15 protein-coding genes are annotated in these 14,231 nt (G+C 68.7%); all 15 read left to right on the top strand.

The genetic code is table 11. The features are described 5' to 3' along the window. Window positions 1–45: 45 nt before the first annotated feature. The 15 genes from FCI23_RS21505 to FCI23_RS21435 all read left to right on the top strand — a co-directional run bounded on the left by FCI23_RS21505 (window position 46) and on the right by FCI23_RS21435 (window position 14,228). A complete protein-coding gene (locus FCI23_RS21505) occupies window positions 46–1,146 on the top strand; it encodes an LCP family protein (protein WP_136725564.1) in 1,101 nt (366 codons plus the stop codon). Between the two features lie 169 nt (window positions 1,147–1,315). After that, a complete protein-coding gene (gene rpmE / locus FCI23_RS21500) occupies window positions 1,316–1,540 on the top strand; it encodes a 50S ribosomal protein L31 (protein WP_136725563.1) in 225 nt (74 codons plus the stop codon). A gap of 137 nt (window positions 1,541–1,677) precedes the next feature. Then, window positions 1,678–2,757, top strand: a complete 1,080-nt coding sequence (gene prfA / locus FCI23_RS21495; RefSeq protein WP_136725562.1) for a peptide chain release factor 1 — start codon at window positions 1,678–1,680, stop codon at window positions 2,755–2,757. 62 nt (window positions 2,758–2,819) lie between these two features. Then, window positions 2,820–3,665, top strand: a complete 846-nt coding sequence (prmC, locus tag FCI23_RS21490) for a peptide chain release factor N(5)-glutamine methyltransferase (protein ID WP_136725561.1) — start codon at window positions 2,820–2,822, stop codon at window positions 3,663–3,665. A gap of 109 nt (window positions 3,666–3,774) precedes the next feature. Next, on the top strand, window positions 3,775–4,422 hold the full coding sequence (locus FCI23_RS21485) for an L-threonylcarbamoyladenylate synthase (protein ID WP_136725560.1): 648 nt from the start codon (window positions 3,775–3,777) through the stop codon (window positions 4,420–4,422). Further along, the gene (locus FCI23_RS21480) at window positions 4,419–5,066 is read left to right on the top strand and encodes an arsenate reductase/protein-tyrosine-phosphatase family protein (protein ID WP_246143886.1); all 648 of its coding nucleotides are present in this window, start codon (window positions 4,419–4,421) and stop codon (window positions 5,064–5,066) included. Before FCI23_RS21485 ends, FCI23_RS21480 begins: the two co-directional genes overlap by 4 nt. Before the next feature lie 276 nt (window positions 5,067–5,342). Continuing rightward, on the top strand, window positions 5,343–6,650 hold the full coding sequence (locus FCI23_RS21475; RefSeq protein ID WP_136725559.1) for a serine hydroxymethyltransferase: 1,308 nt from the start codon (window positions 5,343–5,345) through the stop codon (window positions 6,648–6,650). Between the two features lie 192 nt (window positions 6,651–6,842). Beyond that, complete coding sequence (locus FCI23_RS21470) at window positions 6,843–8,150, top strand: MraY family glycosyltransferase (protein ID WP_136725558.1); 1,308 nt, start codon at window positions 6,843–6,845, stop codon at window positions 8,148–8,150. Between the two features lie 252 nt (window positions 8,151–8,402). Next, window positions 8,403–8,816: a hypothetical protein gene (locus FCI23_RS21465; protein ID WP_136725557.1), complete on the top strand. Its 414-nt coding sequence runs from the start codon at window positions 8,403–8,405 to the stop codon at window positions 8,814–8,816. A gap of 222 nt (window positions 8,817–9,038) precedes the next feature. Further along, window positions 9,039–9,848 (top strand): F0F1 ATP synthase subunit A, encoded by an 810-nt coding sequence (gene atpB, locus FCI23_RS21460; RefSeq protein ID WP_136725556.1) that lies wholly within the window; start codon window positions 9,039–9,041, stop codon window positions 9,846–9,848. 76 nt (window positions 9,849–9,924) lie between these two features. Beyond that, the gene (gene atpE, locus FCI23_RS21455; protein ID WP_136725555.1) at window positions 9,925–10,173 is read left to right on the top strand and encodes an ATP synthase F0 subunit C; all 249 of its coding nucleotides are present in this window, start codon (window positions 9,925–9,927) and stop codon (window positions 10,171–10,173) included. A gap of 45 nt (window positions 10,174–10,218) precedes the next feature. After that, a complete protein-coding gene (locus FCI23_RS21450; protein ID WP_136725554.1) occupies window positions 10,219–10,773 on the top strand; it encodes a F0F1 ATP synthase subunit B in 555 nt (184 codons plus the stop codon). 2 nt (window positions 10,774–10,775) lie between these two features. Further along, the gene (locus tag FCI23_RS21445; RefSeq protein ID WP_136725600.1) at window positions 10,776–11,591 is read left to right on the top strand and encodes a F0F1 ATP synthase subunit delta; all 816 of its coding nucleotides are present in this window, start codon (window positions 10,776–10,778) and stop codon (window positions 11,589–11,591) included. 124 nt (window positions 11,592–11,715) lie between these two features. Beyond that, window positions 11,716–13,287 (top strand): F0F1 ATP synthase subunit alpha, encoded by a 1,572-nt coding sequence (atpA, locus tag FCI23_RS21440; protein ID WP_136725553.1) that lies wholly within the window; start codon window positions 11,716–11,718, stop codon window positions 13,285–13,287. 2 nt (window positions 13,288–13,289) lie between these two features. Next, entirely contained in the window at window positions 13,290–14,228 is a 939-nt protein-coding gene (locus FCI23_RS21435) for a F0F1 ATP synthase subunit gamma (RefSeq protein WP_136725552.1), read from the top strand. The last annotated feature ends 3 nt before the right edge of the window (window positions 14,229–14,231 follow it).

Below are 14,231 nucleotides of genomic sequence, written 5' to 3'. Positions count from 1 at the left end.
GTAGCGGGGAAGAGTGAAGTAATAGTAATGAGGACAGAGGAGCCCATGGCAGACCAGTGGAAGACCGGCCGGCACCGCCAGAGCGACGGCGACACCCCGCGCCGCAAGCGGCTGCGGACGGCCGGAGGGACCGTTGTCGCGGTCCTGCTGCTGGCTGTCGGGGGCGCCGGTTACCTCTATCTGCATCTCAACGGCAACATCAAGGGTGTCGATATCAACGGCGCCCTCGGCACGAACCGCCCGAAGAACTCCGACAACGGTTCCATGGACATCCTCGTCCTCGGCTCGGACTCCCGCTCCGGCGCCAACAAGACGGCCGGCGGCGGCCAGGACGACGGCACCGCCCGCTCGGACACCGCGATGATCGTGCACGTCTACAAGGGCCACGAGAAGGCCACCGTGGTCTCCATCCCGCGCGACACCCTCGTCGACCGGCCCTCCTGCACCACGTCGGAGGGCAAGGCCAGCCCCGCCGCGCAGAATGTGATGTTCAACGATGCGTACTCGGTCGGCGGGCCGGCCTGCGCGGTCAAGACCGTCGAGGCGCTCACCGGCATCCGGATGGACCACTACATCGAGATCGACTTCACCGGCTTCCAGCACCTCATCGACGCCCTCGGCGGGGTCCCGGTCACCACCACCCGGGCCATCGACGACAACGACAGCCATCTGCACCTCGCCGCGGGCACCCACACCCTCGACGGCGAGCAGGCCCTCGGCCTGGTCCGTACCCGCCATGCCATCGGCGACGGCAGCGACCTCGGCCGGATCCAGCTCCAGCAGGACTTCATGAAGGCGCTCATGGCCCGGGTCGACAGCATCGGTCTGCTCTCCAGCCCCACCAAGATCTACAAGGTCGCCAACACCGCCACCAGCGCCATCACCACCGACTCCGACCTCGCCTCGGTGACCGGCCTGACCGGCCTGGCAGAGAGCCTCAAGGGCATCGGCTCCAACGACCTGACCATGATCACCATGCCGGTCGAGTACGACCCCGCCGACCCCAACCGCGTCATCCCCATCACCGGCAGGACCGACCAGGTCTGGGCCGCCCTGTCCGCCGACCGGGCGGTTCCGAAGACGGCGACCAAGGGCTCGGCGGGCGACGACGTCACCACCGGCGGCCTGGTCAAAGCCTCCTCGTAGCCGCCTGGCAGAAGGTCAGGACCGAGCCGGCGGGAAAGCTGGAATAGATCCGGCCCGCCCCCGGTTTTGGGAGATACGGCCGGTCCTGGCAGACTGGTCCGCTGGCCCCGGTTCACGTGCCGCAAACCCGCTGTACGACCCGGAGCCCTCCCGAACCTAGGAGCACCCCTTGAAGCGCGACATCCACCCGGAGTATGTCGAGACCCAGGTCAGCTGCACCTGTGGCGCGACGTTCACCACCCGTAGCACCGTTGCCGGCGGCACCATCCGTGCCGACATCTGCTCCGCGTGCCACCCGTTCTACACGGGCAAGCAGAAGATCCTCGACACCGGTGGCCGCGTGGCCCGCTTCGAGGCCCGCTTCGGCAAGGCCGCCGGGTCCGCCAAGAAGTAGCGACCCGAAAGCGCCGGTCTCCGGCTGTCCCCCACGGGGGGCAGCCGGACCGGCGCTTTGTCGTCCCAGGTCCGGCCGGGTCTGCCCAGTCCCTTCCAGGCCGTCACTTCTTGCCACTCCATACGTAGGGAATCCCGATGTTCGAGGCCGTCGAGGAACTGATCGGCGAGCATGCCGACCTCGAAAAGCAGCTTGCCGACCCCTCGGTCCACGCGGACCAGGCCAACGCCCGCAAGCTCAACAAGCGCTACGCCGAACTGACTCCCATCATCGGCGCCTACCGCAGCTGGAAGCGGACCGGCGACGACATCGGGACCGCCCGCGAGTTCGCCGCAGACGACCCGGACTTCGCCATCGAGCTCAAGGACCTGGAGAAGCAGCGCGAGGCGCTCACCGAGAAGCTCAGGCTGCTGCTGGTGCCGCGCGACCCCAGCGACGACAAGGACGTGATCCTCGAGGTCAAGGCCGGCGAGGGCGGCGAGGAGTCCGCGCTCTTCGCCGGTGACCTGCTGAGGATGTATCTGCGCTACGCCGAGCGCGTCGGCTGGAAGACCGAGATCATCGACGCCAACGAGTCCGACCTCGGCGGCTACAAGGACGTCCAGGTCGCCGTGAAGACCAAGGGCGGCAACGGCGCGACCGAGCCCGGCCAGGGCGTCTGGGCCCGCCTGAAGTACGAGGGCGGGGTGCACCGCGTCCAGCGGGTGCCGGCCACCGAGTCGCAGGGCCGCATCCACACCTCCGCCGCCGGCGTGCTCGTCACCCCCGAGGCCGATGAGGTCGAGGTCGAGATCGGCCCCAACGACCTGCGGATCGACGTCTACCGCTCCTCCGGCCCCGGCGGCCAGTCGGTCAACACCACCGACTCCGCGGTGCGCATCACCCACCTCCCGTCCGGCCTGGTCGTCTCCTGCCAGAACGAGAAGAGCCAGCTCCAGAACAAGGAGTCGGCGATGCGTATCCTGCGCTCCCGGCTGCTGGCCGCCGCCCAGGAGGAGGCCGAGCGCGAGGCGTCCGACGCCCGCCGCAGCCAGGTGCGCACGGTGGACCGCTCGGAGCGGATCCGTACATACAACTTCCCCGAGAACCGGATCTCGGACCACCGCGTCGGCTTCAAGGCGTACAACTTGGACCAGGTCCTCGACGGGGAACTCGACGCCGTTATCCAGGCGTGCGTCGACGCCGACTCCGCCGCGAAACTGGCTGCCGCCGGCTGAGCCGTACCCCCGCCCGGTGCACTGGAACAACCCGATTGACGACGCGACGCGAGAGGACAACCGTGAACCTGCTGCTCGCCGAGGTGGCCCAAGCCACCCAGCGGCTGGCTGACGCCGGCGTGCCCTCCCCGCGCTTCGACGCGGAGGAGCTGGCCGCGTACGTGCACGCGGTCAAGCGCGGCGAGCTGCACACCGTCGCCGACATCGACTTCGACGCCCGCTACTGGGAGACCGTCGCCCGGCGCGAGGCCCGTGAGCCGCTCCAGCACATCACCGGCCGCGCCTTCTTCCGCTACCTGGAACTCCAGGTCGGGCCCGGCGTGTTCGTACCCCGCCCGGAGACGGAATCCGTCGTCGGCTGGGCCATAGACGCGGTCCGCGCGATGGATGTCGCCGAGCCGCTCATCGTCGACCTCTGTACGGGCTCCGCGGCGATCGCCCTCGCCCTGGCCCAGGAGGTGCCGCGCAGCCGCGTACACGCCGTGGAGCTGTCCGAGGACGCCCTGGTGTGGGCCCGCAAGAACACCGAGGGCAGCAAGGTCGACCTGCGCCAGGGAGACGCGCTCACGGCCTTCCAGGACCTCAACGGCCAGGTCGACCTCGTCGTCGCCAACCCGCCGTACATCCCGCTCACCGAGTGGGAGTACGTCGCCCCCGAGGCCCGTGACCACGACCCCGAACTGGCGCTGTTCTCCGGCGAGGACGGCCTCGACACCATCCGCGGCATCGAGCGCACCGCGCACCGCCTGCTGCGCCCCGGCGGCATCGTCGTCATCGAGCACGCCGACACCCAGGGCGGCCAGGTCCCGTGGATCTTCAAGGAAGACGCCGGGTGGGCCGACGCCGCCGACCACCCCGACCTGAACAAACGGCCCAGGTTCACGACGGCCCGGAAGGCGACGCCATGATGGCGCTGGGCCACCCCGGCCTTGCTCCGTTCTTCAGGGGCGCGACGCCCCGTACCCCTGCGTACAAAAGCCCCGCCGTCAGGACGGCGCATTACCTGGAGGTCAGCTAATGGCACGGCGTTACGACTGCTCGGATGCGACCGACCGCGCCGCCGGACTGCGGGAAGCCGCGTCCGCCGTGCGCCGCGGCGAGCTCGTGGTGCTGCCCACCGATACCGTCTACGGCATCGGTGCGGACGCCTTCAGCAGCGAAGCCGTCGGCGACCTGCTGGAGGCCAAGGGCCGGGGCCGCAATATGCCCTCACCCGTGCTCATCGGCTCGCCGAACACCCTGCACGGCCTGGTCACCGACTTCTCCGAGCAGGCCTGGGAGCTGGTCGACGCCTTCTGGCCGGGCGCGCTCACCCTCGTCGCCCGGCACCAGCCGTCGCTGCAGTGGGACCTCGGCGACACCCGCGGCACCGTCGCCATCCGTATGCCGCTGCACCCGGTGGCCATCGAGCTGCTGACCGTCACCGGCCCGATGGCGGTCTCCAGCGCCAACCTCACCGGCCACCCCTCCCCGCAGGACTGCGACGCGGCCCAGGAGATGCTCGGCGACTCCGTCGCCATCTACCTCGACGCAGGCCCCACACCCGCCGCCGTGCCGTCCTCCATCGTGGACGTCACCGGCAAGCTGCCGGTCCTGCTGCGCGCGGGGGCGATCAGCGCCGACCAGCTGCGGGAGGTCGTGCCCGACCTGGAGGTGAGCAGTTGACCACGCCTCAGGGGCGTGGCAGTGGCATACCCAGCCACCCGGGTCAGGGCGCCGACCGCTTCCGCATCCTCCACGTCTGCACCGGCAACGTCTGCCGCTCGCCGATCGCCGAGCGGCTGACTCGCTATGAGCTGACCCGGCGGCTCGGTGACGGCGCGACCGGCATTCTCGTGGAGTCCGCCGGCACCTGGGGCCACGAGGGCGCCGCCATGGAAGCACACGCCGCGACGGTCCTCGCGGAGTACTCCGCCGACCCCACCGGATTCCTCGGCCGCGAGCTGCTGGACGAGCACGTCATCGACGCCGACCTCGTCCTCACCGCGACCCGTGACCACCGCGCCCAGGTGATCTCCATGGGCCACTCGGCGGGCCTGCGTACCTTCACCCTCAAGGAATTCACCCGCCTGGTGCGCGCCATAGACCCCACGACGCTGCCCGAGGGCAGCGTCACCGACCGGGCCCACTCCCTCGTGCGCGCCGCTGCGGCGCTGCGTGGCTGGCTGCTCGCTCCCAGCGCCGAGGCCGATGAGGTCTACGACCCGTACGGTGCTCCCCTCACCTTTTTCCGCAGCATCGGCGAAGAGATCCACACCGCCCTCGACCCGGTGGTGACGGCCCTGACGGGCGTCCCGACCCCGGCGTAGCGCTCGGCGCCGGTGCCTGCGGCGCGTTCTCCCCTCCCCGCCCCTTCCCGGCTGCGGCCGATATGCGGCTGGCGCCGCGTGGAGGGGCTCGGCTCCCAGACCCGCCCCCTACCCCCTGCGGGCGTGGTGGGACCCCCAGGTCCTCAAAGGCCGGACGGGCTGGATTTACGGGGCGGGCCAGGGGAGAGAAACCATCCGGCCGCATACGGAGCGCGCCAACGGGCAACCGCTCCTACAGTGAAGGTGAGATCCACCACACGCGCCGGGAGCCCAGCCATGCCCGCCACACCAGCCCCCCCTGCAGCCGGAATAAGCGGCGCCGGCGCAACCGCGCCCGCCACCCACTGGGCACCCGACTTCGGCGCGCTGCGCCGCCAGGACCCGGAGCTGGCCGGAGTGCTCCTCGCCGAGCTCGACCGACAGACCACCACCCTCCAGCTCATCGCCGGCGAGAACTTCACCTCCCGGGCCGTGCTGGCCGCCCTGGGCTCCCCGCTCGCCAACAAGTACGCCGAGGGCTACCCCGGCCACCGCCATCACGCCGGCTGCGAGCTCGTCGACCTCGCCGAACGCCTGGCCATTGAGCGGGCCGCAGAGCTCTTCGGCGCCGCCCATGTGAATGTCCAGCCGTACTCGGGCTCCTCAGCCGTCCTGGCGGCGTATGCGGCCCTTCTCGTGCCCGGTGACACCATTCTGGCCATGGCTCTCCCGCACGGCGGGCACCTCACCCACGGTTCCGAGGCGAATTTCTCCGGCCGCTGGTTCGACATCGTCGGCTACGGGGTCGACCGGCACACCGGTCTCATCGACTACGACGCGGTCCGCGTCCTCGCCCGCGAGCACCGGCCCAAGGCCATCATCTGCGGCTCCATCGCCTACCCCCGGCACATCGACTACGCCGCCTTCCGCGAGATCGCGGACGACATCGACGCCTACCTGATCGCGGACGCCGCCCACACCCTCGGCCTCGTCGCGGGCGGCGCGGCCCCAAGCCCGGTCCCGTACGCGGACGTGGTGTGCGCCACCACCCACAAGACCCTGCGCGGTCCCCGCGGCGGCATCGTCCTCTGCGGCGCCGAGCTCGCCCAGCGCATCGACCGCGCGGTTTTCCCGTTCTCCCAGGGCGGCCCCCATATGCACTCCATCGCCGCCAAGGCCGCCGCCTTCGCCGAGGCCGCCACGCCCGAATTCGCCGCTTACACGCACCAGGTGACGGAAAACGCCCGCGCCCTTGCCGAGGCCCTCGCCGCCGAGGGGCTCCGCGTCTGCACCGGCGGAACCGACACCCACCTCATCACCGCGGACGTCTCGCCGTTCGGTGTCACCGGGCTCCAGGCGCGCGGCCGGTGCGCCGCCGCCGGGATTGTCGTCGACAAATACACACTTCCGTACGACGACGAGCCGTGCTCCACCGGCTCCGGCATCCGCATCGGCACCGCCGCCGTCACCAGCCAGGGCATGGGGACGGCGGAAATGCCGCAGGTCGCGGCCCTGATCGGGCGTGCGCTGCACGAGGAGCGCGGGCTGGCACCCCTGGTGGCCGAGCTGGTGGGCGGCTTCCCGCCATACCCCACTCCTACCTAGTGCTGCAAACAGCGGTGCAACCGGCGGGGTCTCCTGCGAGTCTTCAGATTGGTGGTGACTAACTGGCACCACAGGCCACTGGGATATCGTGCTCGGTCTCAGACCGGACACCACTAGGGTGTGACGCTGTGAGGATCTGCCCGACGTCTGTACGGCACCCGATCCTCTGGCGAGCCCTGCCGGAGGCAAAACGTGCGTGAGTACCTCCTGACCCTTTGCGTGGCCGCGGCCGTCACCTACCTGCTGACCGGGCCGGTACGGAAGTTCGCCATCGCGGCCGGGGCCATGCCAGAGATCCGCGAACGCGACGTCCACCGAGAACCCACCCCGCGGCTCGGCGGCATCGCCATGTTCGGCGGTCTGTGCGCGGGCCTGCTGGTCGCCTCGCACCTGCAGAACCTCAAGGACGTCTTCGAGCTCTCCAACGAGCCGCGCGCGCTGCTCTCCGGCGCCGGACTGATCTGGCTGCTCGGCGTCCTTGACGACAAGTGGGGCGTCGACGCCCTCGTCAAGCTCGGCGTCCAGATGGTCGCCGCGGGCGTCATGGTCCTGCAGGGCCTCACCATCCTCTGGCTGCCGGTCCCCGGCATCGGCGATGTCGCGCTCTCGCCGATGCAGTCGACGCTGCTCACCGTGGCGCTGGTGGTCATCACCATCAACGCGGTCAACTTCGTCGACGGCCTGGACGGGCTGGCCTCGGGCATGGTGTGCATCGCGGCCCTCGCGTTCTTCATGTACTCCTACCGCATGTGGTACGGCTACGGCGTCGACCAGGCCGCCCCCGCGACGCTCTTCAGCGCGGTCCTCATCGGTATGTGCCTCGGCTTCCTGCCGCACAACCTCCACCCGGCCCGGATCTTCATGGGTGACTCGGGCTCCATGCTCATCGGCCTGGTGCTGGCTTCCAGCGCCATCTCCATCACCGGCCAGGTCGACCCCGATGTCATCACCGACGCCACCGGTTCGTACCGCGACACCGTGCACATGATGGTGCCGGTCTACATGCCGCTCGTGCTGCCGCTGAGCATCATCGCTGTCCCGGTCGCCGACCTCGTCCTCGCCGTCGTGCGCCGCACCTGGAACGGCGAGTCGCCCTTCTCCGCCGACCGCGGCCACCTCCACCACCGGCTGCTGGACATCGGCCACTCCCACAGCCGTGCCGTCTGGATCATGTACTTCTGGTCGGCCCTCATCGCCTTCAGCGCCGTCGGCTTCTCCGTCAACTCCTCCAGCCTCTGGATCGTCCTCGCCATCATCGCCCTCAGCGCCGCCGGCCTCGGGATTCTGCTCCTTCCCCGCTTCCGCCCCCGTGCCCCCCGCTGGGCCGAGTCCTTCGTTCCGCCCCGCTACCGCCGCAGCCGTCTCGACGCGCAGGCCGCTGCCGCTGCCGCTGCCGCCGCGGCGATCGAGGCAGGCCAGGCACCCGGCGTCAACGGATCCACGGCGCTCGGCGACCGCGCCCTGCTCCCGGACCGGCGTCCGGTGGAGAGCCGGAGGTAGTTTTCCGGCTGACGGCCGGATAGCCGTCAGCCGAATGGGTTGTCGTGTACTCCTTCCGTGTGACAGGCTGCACACGAAGTGAGTAAAGACCTCATCAAATAGTTTGTGATATCGTTCACGAAACCGGGTAGCTAGCCGAAAGACCCAAGTCCGATGGTCTTCCGGCGTGAGGCACGCCCTCAGCCCCGGGCTACGCTCGTCTCCACCAGACGACAGAACGTCCCCCAACACCTCGCCGGAGGAGCTGCCCTCATGCAGTCCAACGACGTCCGGAACCTCGTGAGTTGCGCCGTCCCCACCGCCGCAGCCGGCGTAGCCGCCGCTGTGATCAGCGGCGTTCTCGCAGGCGGCAAGGGTGTGATCGGCGCGATCTTCGGTGCCGTGCTCGTGATCGCTTTCATGGGAATCGGCCTCGTCGTACTGCAACGGACCGCGAAGTCGCTGCCGCAGCTGTTCCAGGCCATGGGCCTGATGCTCTACACGACACAGATCCTGCTGCTCGCGATCTTCCTGGCGGTGTTCAAGCACACCACGCTCTTCAGCACCAAGGCCTTCGCCTTCACCCTTGTCGCGTCGACCCTCGTATGGATCGCGGCTCAGGCCCGAGCTCATATGAAGGCGAAGATCCTCTACGTGGAGCCCGGATCCTCCGGGTCAGCCTCGTGAAACACAGGGCCGGTGTGAGCGCACTTCCGCTCGTTTGCTATCGTCCGATCTCAACTGCGGCAGAGCTGGCGCGGGCGGCAGTCATGCCTGCACTGCGTCACGGCTCAGCGCCCAACCGCCGCCCCCACTTCTGCAAGACCAGTCCAGTGCCGTTCCGTGGCTGTACGCCGCGCCGACACATCGAGGTTGCCGTACCCATGTGCCACGCTGAAGGAGCTCGCGGTGAGTGATGTAACGACGCTCGCCTCCGAGACCAACTGCCACATCTTCGAAGGGTGCGCCTTCCCCTCACCGGGCCTGCACTCCTTCGTCTTCAAGCCGATCTTCAGCATTGGCAGCTTCCACTTCAACAAGCCCATGCTGCTGGCCCTGCTGAGTACGGTCGTCGTGATCGGGTTCTTCTGGGCGGCCTTCAACAAGCCCAAGCTCATCCCCGGCAAGATGCAAATGGTCGGCGAGGCGGGTTACGACTTCGTCCGACGCGGAATCGTCTACGAGACCCTCGGCAAGAAGCAGGGCGAGAAGTACGTCCCGTTCATGGTCTCGCTGTTCTTCTTCGTCTGGATCATGAACCTCTGGTCGGTCATCCCGCTCGCCCAGTTCCCGGTGACATCGATCATCGCCTTCCCCGCCGGGCTTGCCGGGGTCGTCTACGTCCTGTGGATGTCCCTGACGTTCAAGAAGCACGGCTTCGTCGGTGGCTGGAAGAACATCACCGGCTATGACAAGTCGCTGGGCGGGATCCTCCCGCTGGTCGTCTCGCTGGAGTTCCTCTCCAATGTCATCGTGCGGCCGTTCACGCACGCGGTCCGGCTCTTCGCCAACATGTTCGCCGGCCACGTCCTGCTCCTGCTGTTTACGCTCGCCAGCTGGTACCTGCTCAACGGGATCGGCATCATCTACGCCGGTGTCTCGTTCGTCATGGTCATCGTGCTGACTGCCTTCGAGCTCTTCATCCAGGCCATCCAGGCGTATGTCTTCGTCCTGCTGGCCACCTCCTACGTGCAGGGCGCTCTCGCCGAGCACCACTGAGCATCCCGCCTCCCAGTCCAACAGACGTCCGGTGGCCAACACCCACCGGTCCGTGAAAGAGAAGGAAGAACCCGGCATGTCTGCTGCTCTCGAGAACCTCGCTGCCGTCAGCATCGTGGGCAACCTCGGCTCGATCGGCTACGGTCTCGCCGCCATCGGCCCCGGCGTCGGTATCGGCATCATCTTCGGCAACGGCACCCAGGCGCTGGCACGTCAGCCCGAGGCGGCCGGCCTCATCCGCACCAACCAGATCCTCGGTTTCGCCTTCTGCGAGGCGCTGGCCCTGATCGGCCTCGTGATGCCGTTCGTCTACGCCACCAAGTGATCACGGGGCAGATTCTCACCCCACGTTTCGACGAAAGGCACTGATGTGAACGCCCAGGTTCTTCTGGCGGCCACTGAGGCGGAAAACCCCCTCATCCCGCCGATCCCCGAGCTCATCATCGGCCTGATCGCCTTCGCCATCGTTTTCGGTTTCCTCGCCAAGAAGCTCCTCCCGAACATCAACAAGGTTCTGGAACAGCGCCGCGAGGCCATCGAAGGCGGCATCGAGAAGGCTGAGGCCCTCCAGGCCGAGGCACAGCGCACCCTCGAGGAGTACAAGGCCCAGCGGGCCAACGCGCTCCACGAAGTCGCCCGGCTGCGCCAGGAGGCGCAGGAGCAGGGTGCCGCGCTCATCGCTGAGATGCGTGCGGAAGGCCAGCGGCAGCGCGAGGAGATCATCGCCGCCGGTCACGCCCAGATCGAAGCCGACCGCAAGGCCGCCGCGAGGGCGCTCCGCCAGGACGTCGGCAAGCTCGCCACCGAACTGGCCGGCAAAATCGTCGGTGAGTCCCTCGAGGACGTCGCCCGGCAGAGCCGCGTCGTCGACCGTTTCCTCGACGGACTCGATGACACCGCTGCGAAGGCCGAGGCGTCTCGATGACTGTGCACGGAGCCAGCCGCGAGGCACTGGCTGCCGCACGCGAGCAGCTCGACGCGCTGACGGACAACACCTCCGTCGACGCGGCGAAGCTCGCCGAGGAGCTGACTGCCGTCACGGGGCTGCTCGACCGCGAAGGCTCGCTGCGCCGGGTCCTGACCGACCCGGGGAAGTCCGGCGAGGCCAAGGCCGGGCTGGTACGGCAGGTGCTGGGCGGACGGGTCAGTTCGGAGACCCTTGACCTGGTCTCCGGCATGGTCCGGTCCCGCTGGTCCCGGTCGCGTGACCTGACCGACTCCCTGGAGGAGCTGGCCAACACCGCCGACCTGATCGCCGCCCAGCGCACGGGCGCGCTCGACGATGTCGAGGACGAGATCTTCCGGTTCGGCCGGATCGTCGCCGGCAGCACCGAGCTGCGTGCAGCGCTGTCCGACAAGGCCGCGCCCGCCGCCGCCAAGGCGGATCTGTTGCGGTCCCTCCTCGGCGGCCGGGTCAACCCGGTCACCGAACGTCTTGTGGTGCGTCTTGTGACTCACCCGCGGGGCCGTAGCCTGGAGGCAGGGATCGAATCCCTGTCCAAGCTCGCCGCCGCGCGCCGTAACCGTATGGTCGCCGTGGTGGTATCGGCGGTTCCGCTGAGCGAGCAGCAGAAGCGGCGTCTCGGCGCCGCGCTGGCCAAGGTCTACGGCCGACAGGTGCACCTGAATCTGGACGTGGACCCGGCGGTCATCGGCGGGGTCACGGTGCGGGTGGGCGACGAGGTCGTCAACGGGACCATCGCGGAGCGTCTCGAAGAGGCGGCCCGCCGCATGGCCAGCTGAACAGCGCAGCCACCACCAACTCAAAGAGCCCAGCTTTTTATCAATAAAGACGCAGTGACGGCCCGAGTTGGGCCGTAGCCGTAGTAGAAGACTTCGGGCCCAACAAGGAGAGCAGGGAACCCAGATGGCGGAGCTTACGATCCGGCCGGAGGAGATCCGGGACGCGCTGGAGAACTTTGTCCAGTCGTACAAGCCGGACGCCGCCTCGCGCGAGGAGGTCGGCACGGTCAGCGAGGCCGGAGACGGCATCGCGAAGGTCGAGGGCCTTCCCTCGGCCATGGCGAACGAGCTGCTGAAGTTCGAGGACGGCACTCTCGGTCTCGCCCTCAACCTCGAAGAGCGCGAGATCGGCGCCATCGTCCTCGGCGAGTTCAGCGGCATCGAGGAAGGCCAGCCGGTCACCCGTACCGGGGAGGTCCTGTCCGTCGCGGTCGGCGAGGGCTACCTCGGCCGCGTTGTCGACCCGCTCGGCACCCCGATCGACGGACTCGGCGAGATCGAGACCGAAGGCCGGCGCGCGCTGGAGCTGCAGGCCCCGGGCGTCATGGTCCGTAAGTCGGTGCACGAGCCGATGCAGACCGGCCTCAAGGCCGTCGACGCGATGACCCCGATCGGCCGCGGCCAGCGCCAGCTGATCATCGGTGACCGCCAGACCGGCAAGACCGCCCTGGCCATCGACACGATCATCAACCAGCGCGACAACTGGCGTTCCGGCGACCCGAAGAAGCAGGTCCGCTGCATCTACGTCGCCGTCGGCCAGAAGGGCTCCACCATCGCCGGCGTGCGCGGCGCGCTGGAGGAGGCCGGCGCCCTGGAGTACACGACGATCGTCGCGGCCCCGGCGTCCGACCCGGCCGGCTTCAAATACCTCGCCCCCTACACCGGCTCGGCCATCGGCCAGCACTGGATGTACCAGGGCAAGCATGTCCTGATCGTCTTCGACGACCTGAGCAAGCAGGCCGACGCCTACCGCGCCGTCTCCCTCCTGCTGCGCCGCCCGCCGGGCCGTGAGGCCTACCCGGGTGACGTCTTCTACCTGCACTCCCGCCTGCTGGAGCGCTGCGCCAAGCTCTCCGACGAGCTGGGCGCCGGCTCGATGACCGGCCTCCCGATCGTCGAGACCAAGGCCAACGACGTGTCGGCGTTCATCCCGACCAACGTCATCTCCATCACCGACGGCCAGTGCTTCCTGGAGTCCGACCTGTTCAACGCGGGCCAGCGCCCGGCGCTGAACGTCGGTATCTCGGTCTCCCGGGTCGGTGGTTCGGCGCAGATCAAGGCCATGAAGCAGGTCTCCGGCCGGCTCCGCGTGGACCTCGCCCAGTACCGCGAGCTGGAGGCGTTCGCCGCCTTCGGTTCCGACCTGGACGCGGCCTCCAAGGCGCAACTGGAGCGAGGCAAGCGGATGGTCGAGCTGCTCAAGCAGGGCCAGTACGCCCCGTACGCGATCGAGGACCAGGTCGTCTCCATCTGGGCCGGCACCACCGGCAAGCTGGACGATGTACCGGTCGAGGACATCCGCCGCTTCGAGCGGGAGTTCCTGGACTACCTGCACCGCGAGCACAAGGAGCTGCTCACCGTGATCGTCGAGACCGGCAAGCTGCCGGACGAGACGATCGAGGCGCTCACCGATGCCGTCAACTCTTTCAAGCAGCAGTTCGAGACCTCGGACGGCAAGCTGCTGGGTGAGGGCTGAGCATGGGCGCCCAGCTCCGGGTCTACAAGCGCCGCATCAAGGCGGTCAGCTCCACCAAGAAGATCACCAAGGCGATGGAGATGATCGCTGCCTCGCGCATCGTCAAGGCGCAGCGCCAGGTGCAGGCATCGACTCCGTACGCCCGTGAACTCACCCGCGCGGTGACCGCGGTGGCGACTGGCTCCAACACCAAGCACCCGCTCACCACCGAGGTCGACAACCCGGTCCGGGCTGCGGTCCTGCTCCTCACGAGCGACCGCGGCCTGGCCGGCGGCTACTCCTCCAACGCCATCAAGGCCGCAGACCGGCTCACCGAGCGGCTGCGGTCGGAGGGCAAGGAGGTCGACACGTACGTCATCGGCCGCAAGGGTGTCGCCTACTACGGCTTCCGGGAGCGCCCGGTCGTCGAATCGTGGACCGGGTTCACCGACAAGCCGTCCTACTCGGACGCGAAGACGGTTGCGGCCCCGCTGATCGAGGCCGTACAGAAGGACACGGCCGAGGGCGGGGTCGATGAGCTGCACATCGTCTTCACCGAGTTCGTGTCGATGATGACGCAGCAGCCGGTGGAGAACCGGCTGCTGCCGCTCAGCCTCGACGCTGTGACATCAGCGGCTGGCGCCGCGGGGGCCGAGAAGTCCGCGAAGGAAGGCGAGATCCTTCCGCTGTACGACTTCGAGCCGTCGGCGGAAGACGTCCTGGACGCTCTGCTGCCGCGATACGTCGAGAGCCGGATCTACAACGCACTGCTGCAGGCGGCGGCTTCCGAGCACGCTGCCCGCCGTCGCGCGATGAAGTCGGCGAGCGATAACGCCGGGGAGCTCATCAAGACGCTCTCCCGGCTTGCCAACGCGGCCCGCCAGGCCGAAATCACCCAGGAAATCAGCGAGATCGTCGGTGGCTCCAGCGCCCTGGCCGACGCGACCGCGGGGAGTGACTGACCA

The sequence above is a fragment of the Actinacidiphila oryziradicis genome (assembly GCF_005047355.1).
Classification (GTDB): Bacteria; Actinomycetota; Actinomycetes; order Streptomycetales; family Streptomycetaceae; genus Actinacidiphila; species Actinacidiphila oryziradicis.
The sequence above is the reverse complement of the archived record's forward strand: the minus strand, read 5'-3'. Positions and strand labels throughout refer to the sequence as shown.